The organism is Peribacillus sp. P4_D6 (genome assembly GCF_056401795.1).
In genome coordinates this window covers 1-6,991 of sequence record NZ_JBFUIQ010000163.1, presented here as the reverse complement: position 1 = coordinate 6,991, position 6,991 = coordinate 1, and the positions used below count along the sequence as shown (strand labels likewise).

Sequence of the window (6,991 nt, the reverse complement as noted above, 5' to 3'; positions counted from 1 at the left end):
CCCCAGAAACGGCAAATACGCTGAAAAATCTGCTTCTCATACTTGGCACATTAGGGACACTTAATGTTCAGCAGCTTGAACCGCTAATCCTCAAAGTCAACTCAGGGATTGCCCGTGTGGCCGAAGCTGATAAAACGCCAGAAAAGCCAAGTTATTTAGCGTTACTGCGTTCCTTGAATGACCAAGAAGTCAAACAAGCCATGACCTTCCTGATGACTTTTATTAAAGGAATGGGAGAAGATACAAGCGATTTAGAAAGAACCACCCAATTACCGGAGAATCAGCATTTGCATAAAACGAATGAAACAGCGGAAATAGAACGGCCCACCTCCAGAAAATCATACGGATCAAGTATTCCCGGTAAAAGCGGAAACGATAAAAAACGAAACACCGGTTGGTTTTGGATTGCAGCTGGAGTTTCACTCGTAACGATTCCACTAACCTTAGCTAAAAGTAAGAAATAAAGTGCCTTGCTCGTTAAACTTATTGAAATGGACGTAGAATCGTAGAAGAAATTGACTTTGTTTTTTGAGAACCCACTAAAAATATTTAAGCCGATGATCGCCAAAAGGGAATGCATCGGTTTTTTTCGATGAACGTGCTATCAAAATTTCTCTCGCCATCCTTTTATTACATATACTTATATGAGATACAAATAATAAAAGCAATCATAAGTGAAACGAACACACACTTAATTATTAAGGGGCGGAAAAGTTAGAATAGGATGCTCTTTTAAAAGAGCTAAAGAAAACCTACAACCGATGGCACCTATTATGTGAGGGAGTGAAAATGTAAAGAGATTGATGAAAGAGCTCGGTCATAGTTCAGATTTGTCCGTGCGAATGATAGAATCTCCACACCAAAAATCGGTAAAGCCAACTGTAATCCACCTTGACGGATTGGCAGATGGTAACATCATTATGGCATGGAAAGAGTTGATTCCTACAGGTATCACCGTGCCTTTTGGAGAATTGATTATGATTACGATGATACTTCCGTATTTGAATAAAAAGAGTTCTGCCGTTAAAGTGGGCCTCTTTGCATAATTATAGGTGGGGTTTCCTTAACCCTCAATTCGATCGTTCTTTGTCAGTATTAGGTCCTTATTGTTAACCGCATATATAAAACAAAAAATTAAACCAGCTGCTTCATGAAGATGGAGGCTGTCGGTTTTTTTTTACTGAGAATACGTTCAAAATAAGAAAGATTATAGTGAATGTAATGAGTAGAAAGTAATCTTCTCCACGAGCTACGATCAAATATTGTTTGATTCTAAAGAAAGAGCCATATATTCAAGCCCTGTAGGTTGTCGAGGAGTATAATAAGTAAATACGTGCCTAAAAAACACAATGATGGTAGCGCTCTTATCACAGTATCACCTCATTCTTTTATCTTAAAGCGTGGTAAATACTTTAAAATTATGTACGAAAGTCGTACCAGAAAGCCATTTTAGTATACTTGACATTTTAAATCCTAATAATTAAGGAAACTTATGCTTGTAGAAACAGCTTACGTGCCATAAAATGGGGGTATTAAAAGGAGCAAGGAGTGTAAAAATGAATCTGAAATTAATGACGGTCACTATGGGAATCTGTTTTTCGATAATACTTTCAGGTTGTTCAAGTGAAGAGGAAAGAGTTGTACAAAAAGAAAGCGGCCATGAAGGACATTCAGAGCATACGGTATCCGGAGATCTTCAGGAAGAGACAAGCAGTAAGGAAATAGCACCGGATTTCTTAGCTGAAAAACCAGAGGATATGAAGACAATCTATTTAGCTGTTGCACAAAATAAAGATTTACTAGAAAAAATACCTTGTTATTGCGGTTGCGGAGAGTCAGCTAACCATAAAAATAATTATGATTGCTTTATCCATGAGAATAAAAAAAATGGGGAAGTGGTTTGGGATGACCACGGGACAAGATGCGGAGTTTGCTTGGAAATTGCTGCGCAATCCATATTGGACTTGAATGATGGCATGAGCGTCAAAGAGATCCGGAATAAAGTCGATGAAAAATATAAAAGCGGATATGCCAAACCAACTCCTACTCCTGAAGTGTAAGCACAAAAAAAGTATGAAAAATCCAAGTGAAAATGAGTGTTTGGAAAATGCGGCTTTTGCCCGATATTCATTCGGAAAAAGGCCGTTTTTTTAATTTCTCGGAGTTATGGATTCTTTCACATTTATAATATTGGTCTCATAGGGGAATACTTCCATTAAATATTCAACGTGAAAGGAGCTATCACTTTGACATTAATCCGCCTTGGTTATGTAGCCATGAGTAATCATGTGCCAAACTGTTCACCATCCCAAACGATGACTTTTGCTCAGTTTTCTAAAATTAAGGACAGAGATGCAGCGCTTAGGAAGCTCGAACGCATTTCAATATCCAATCTTCATAATTGCTGGCGTTTACTGATTCATAACGAAGCCAATAATATTCAGTTCTTTAGGCTTTCTTCAAAACTTATCCCTTTAGCCAATCATCCGGAAATTCCAGAATGGGATTACATAGAAGCTATTTCAGAAGAACTGGCTAAATTAAAAACATTCATAAAGAATCACCCCAAAATAAGGATAGATTTTCATCCAGATCATTTTGTCATCTTGAATAGTTCAAATATCGATATTCTGAAGACATCCTTAAAAACATTAAGGATGCATTATACATTATTAAAAAAAATGGGAGTGGATCCCGAACATCGCTGTGTTTTACATGTTGGCGGGGGGTACGGCGAGCATGTACAGGCATTAGAGCAGTTTATCCATAATTGGGGTTTGATTCCGGAATCGATTCAAAGAATGGTCATTCTGGAGAATGATGATACTACCTTTACTTTGTCGGAAACCCTTTATTTATGTGAAAAATTGGGAATACCAATGGTTTTTGATTATCACCATCACCTCGCACATCATTTACCAAATGAAGATTGGAAAAATCATTGGGACCGAATATTGACTACCTGGAGTAATTCCAAACTACACCCTAAAATGCATATTTCAAGTCCAAGGTCCGATAAAGAATTTCGAGCACATGCTGACTTTGTGGATACTGGAATGTTCATGGAATTTTTGCAACAAATTAAGGGAAGCTTACCACATCTCGACTGCATGATTGAAGCAAAACAAAAGGATGGAGCGCTTTTCCAGCTGATGGATGAGCTGAAAAGTCACAAAGACATAGAAATCATTGATGATGCCAGTTTTTATATTCATTAATGGATTGGGGGATATTTGACAAAGGGAAGTAAATGAGATTCTCTTTATCAAATACCCATTGTTTACATAACATAATTATTGTTAATAGATTGGTCGCTATTCCTGTATTCGAATTCCGTTATCAATGAAAAATTGTTTAGAAAGAGCGAGGGGGTAAAAAGTCATAATAGTCATTGCAAAACTTCTTCATTCACAATCTGGTTAGCGGGGGGGCAGTGGCTCTTTTTTTTATAATTGGGAATACGATAGTTGTTCTGTTGTCTGTTTGAGCAGCTTTCATTTTCCTTTGGCTGCCCCTCTCCAAGGTTCATTTGTTTTTACAGGAATATATTGTAATCATAGCCGAATATTCCATAGCAATCGGCATTTTAAAGCAGACTATGTCAAAAATTAGAAAAATAGTTATTTTTTAATATTTTATAGACAAAATACAATAAAAGTTCAAAAAAACGAGCTCCATATTTGGCTTTTAAAGCTATTGTTTTAACTCATTGGAGTCATCAGTCAAGAACCGATTAAAAGCGCTCTATGAAGCTATAAGCCGGTGAAAGGAGGGTAGTAGATTATAAACTCTTTTTGGGTCACTTTTGTTAGAATATTCCGAATGTAACAAAGGACCTCTATTGATACATTCGGAATCCCGTTAAATCAAGGTTTATAAGCGTATCAAAATTTATAAAACTTGCCTTTTTTTAAGCTGTTCACGTACAATGAAAGAAGGAGAAAGGGGAATGAGCCGTTCATGCAAGCAACCTCTCAAAGAATTAAAAATGTTCAGCCGATACGCAGGTTGGATCACATAGAAAAGATGAAAAAATCACTATTAAAATATTGCAGCTACAGGGATTATATGATGTTTTCAATCGGGATAAACATCGGATTACGTATAGGGGATCTTTTACAATTGCGAGTGAAAGACATCCTTGAGGGTACGCATATAGTCATTGTGGAGCAAAAAACAGATAAAATTAAGCGGTTCCTTGTCAATCCTCAGCTTCGTAAGGAAGTTAGGAAGTATGTCCGCAAATCGAACCTGAAAAATGAACAGTATTTATTTCCAAGTCGAAAAGGTAATGGTCCAATCACCAGGGTGCAGGCCTATCGAGTTCTGAACAAAGCGGCTGAAATGGCAGACATTCCGGATGTCGGTACACATACCCTCCGAAAAACCTTCGGCTATTTGCATTATCAAAAATTTAAGGATATCGCTCTACTGCAGCAAATCCTTAATCATTCCAATCCCAAAGATACGATGATTTACATAGGACTCACACAGGATTTAATGGACGAAACATTAATGGATTTCTATTATTAATTGAACGGACGAAGACAACTCCTGTATTTTTCATTCTTTTTATATGGATAACACAGTCCTTAAATAGAGCATTATTATAGAGAAACATTATTTCGTTATATCTGAAAGGGGAGATAAAACCGGCATCATTGGTGCGGAGAGGTGAAAGGAGTTTCGGAGGTGGATAAGCTCCTTATACTAAGAAAATGGCCTCCTATGAGGATTTTTGAAAAATATAAGAGTTTTGTTAGGGCAACAGTTTTAAATCAACCGAATGACTTTTCAAAAAAGACTAGAATATATAGTCTTTTTTTGATGTCACCAGTACTGATTTTTATCGCTTAATTTCTTATTAAAATAGTATATTAGAAATACTTTTTCTTCTAAAAGTCTGTTGTTCTCCTATTTAACAAATAATTAATCGGAAAGTTATCGGCAATGAATGATTGCTGCAAAGTTAAGTTACTATAATTTTATTATGTTAACTAAAATAATCTTATCCTATTGTTAAAGGACTCCTCAGATGAACTGCACCTCAATCCTTAAAGAAAATCACATAATTGGGGTGCAGTATAGAGTTGTTGCCAGGAATATTGATAATAAGTTCGGTTATAAGGTACTCTTATTCGTCATCTTATCTAGCTCCAAAGGTAAAAAAGCATACTCCCCGTCTTTAATTATCTCACATTTCCGAACTGGAATTGGCTGTTTAAAAATAGGCCCATCTATTACTGTTGTATGAAACTCTCCACCTTCGCCGCAGGGGTCAATGCCGCGAGCTTCAAGTTCCTTCAYGTATTCATGGGTTAATGTTCGTCCTAAATCATCCTCTCGCATTCCCAATGATAAATTAACAGTTACAATGATCGTAACGAATCCTAGATTGATGAACTCTTCGACAGCTTCATGATGGTTCATTTCCCATAAAGGCATTCCAAGCTTCAACCCGGCATTCTTCGTAACCTTTTCATGCCAACAACCATGGGCAGGCATATCCAGGTCTCCAGTTACCAACACTTCTGCTCCTTGATTCTTTGCATCTTCTAAAAGGCGCATAAATACCTTTTCATAATCAGTCCAACTGGCAGCTGCAGTATATACAGGCAAACCTATTGATTCAGCTTGGGCTTTTATGAGTTCCGGAGGCATTCCATGGGATCTGGAACGTTTTCCTTCCTCCTCCAGCATGACAATCAGTCCTACAGCTTCTCCAACCTTCAATGCCTTATATAAGGCTAAGACACTATCCTTTCCTYCGCTAAATGATGCTATGAATTTATGCCCGTGAGCACTATTTTTCCAATCGATTAATTCTGCCATGCAATTTTCCCCTTTATTCTAATGACTTTTACCAATTTCAAATTTTGTATTTCATAACTATATTTGTTTGATTTTAACACGCTTGGAGCCTGCAGATAAGATATTAATGTATCTTGATACAAAAAGACTTGATTTGGATGGAATTTCATCCTAAAAAAACTTCTCTATACTTAACTGAACAATATAAGATGATTATTTTAAATCACTAGTGTATAGCTACATATAAATGAATGCCATAAATTATCTTTATATGAGAGAAGTAGATGTTTACCTAGTATTGTATCCAGTGTTTTTTAAATTGGATACAATTTATTTAATTTTCTGTATTGTAATCGCTTCATTAAGTTGATATAGTTAAAATTGTATCCAATATGGAAAGGTGGACGTTAAATTGGATAATGCTAATTCTAAAAGAGATAAATCTACAATCGTAAAAAATGTAACGAAAAGTCTTAGGAAAGCGATTTTGAATGGGACGTTGAAAAAGGGGGAGCGACTCATCCAAGAGGAGTGGGCCGATCGCCTGGAAGTAAGCAGAATGCCCATTCGTGAAGCCCTTACACAACTTCAAATGGAGGGGTTGGTGGAAATGGTTCCTCATAAAGGTGCAATCGTCACACCGATTACCCGGGATGATATTGAAGAAATTTATCATACCAGGTCTCTGCTTGAAGGCCTTGCTGTAGAAAAGTCGCTTCCTTATTTAACAAAGGAGGATAAAGAAAAATTAAAGGGAATTTTGATTGAAATGGAAGGGATTCAGTTATCTGATGAAACCAATGAACATTATATCCTTTTGAATGCGGCTTTTCATGAAACCCTCCGAAAAGGGTGCCCGTGGCCAAGAGTTCAAAAAATGGTAGAAACGTTGGGTATCTCACCCATTGCGCCGAATTTGCTGATTGATTATTACCCAGAAACGCAACGGGAACACCGGATGATATATGAAGCGGCACTAAGAGGGGATCCTGCAGAACTAAGGGCAGCAGTAGAATTTCACATCTTACGGACTAAGAACAATTTAATTACGTATATGGAGTTGCTGAATACTAAAAATCATTTATAAAAGGAGTGTTAATTGTGTATGATTTCGCAATTGTTGGCGGGGGAATTGTAGGTTTATCGACGGGAATGGCCCTTTATCAGCGGTTTCCTAATG

General features: G+C 37.0%; 7 protein-coding genes. 6 read left to right on the top strand and 1 reads right to left on the bottom strand.

Features of this window, described 5'->3' with window-relative positions:
- From AC1DVB_RS24140 to AC1DVB_RS24120, 5 genes are all read left to right on the top strand, one after another.
- The coding region (locus tag AC1DVB_RS24140; RefSeq protein ID WP_477591309.1) for a helical membrane plugin domain-containing protein at nucleotides 1–464 on the top strand (464 nt) is incomplete at its 5' end.
- A gap of 336 nt (nucleotides 465–800) precedes the next feature.
- A complete protein-coding gene (locus AC1DVB_RS24135) occupies nucleotides 801–1,046 on the top strand; it encodes a hypothetical protein (RefSeq protein ID WP_477591307.1) in 246 nt (81 codons plus the stop codon).
- 510 nt (nucleotides 1,047–1,556) lie between these two features.
- Entirely contained in the window at nucleotides 1,557–2,060 is a 504-nt protein-coding gene (locus AC1DVB_RS24130; RefSeq protein WP_170946868.1) for a PCYCGC motif-containing (lipo)protein, read from the top strand.
- Nucleotides 2,061–2,246: 186 nt separating this feature from the next.
- Nucleotides 2,247–3,218 (top strand): UV DNA damage repair endonuclease UvsE, encoded by a 972-nt coding sequence (uvsE, locus tag AC1DVB_RS24125; RefSeq protein WP_057277599.1) that lies wholly within the window; start codon nucleotides 2,247–2,249, stop codon nucleotides 3,216–3,218.
- Between the two features lie 742 nt (nucleotides 3,219–3,960).
- The gene (locus AC1DVB_RS24120) at nucleotides 3,961–4,533 is read left to right on the top strand and encodes a site-specific integrase (protein WP_194719377.1); all 573 of its coding nucleotides are present in this window, start codon (nucleotides 3,961–3,963) and stop codon (nucleotides 4,531–4,533) included.
- 588 nt (nucleotides 4,534–5,121) lie between these two features.
- Here AC1DVB_RS24120 and AC1DVB_RS24115 read toward each other — a convergent pair.
- On the bottom strand, nucleotides 5,122–5,832 hold the full coding sequence (locus AC1DVB_RS24115) for a Dph6-related ATP pyrophosphatase (RefSeq protein WP_477591304.1): 711 nt from the start codon (nucleotides 5,830–5,832) through the stop codon (nucleotides 5,122–5,124).
- Nucleotides 5,833–6,223: 391 nt separating this feature from the next.
- Here AC1DVB_RS24115 and AC1DVB_RS24110 point away from each other — a divergent pair, with 391 nt between their 5' ends.
- A complete protein-coding gene (locus AC1DVB_RS24110; RefSeq protein ID WP_239861299.1) occupies nucleotides 6,224–6,898 on the top strand; it encodes a GntR family transcriptional regulator in 675 nt (224 codons plus the stop codon).
- Nucleotides 6,899–6,991: the final 93 nt, after the last annotated feature.

Excerpts from the sequence above, each read along its gene's own strand:
- AC1DVB_RS24130 (WP_170946868.1), top strand. The coding sequence starts at position 1,557 with ATGAATCTGAAATTAATGACGGTCACTATGGGAATCTGTTTTTCGATA.
- AC1DVB_RS24120 (WP_194719377.1), top strand. The coding sequence starts at position 3,961 with ATGCAAGCAACCTCTCAAAGAATTAAAAATGTTCAGCCGATACGCAGG.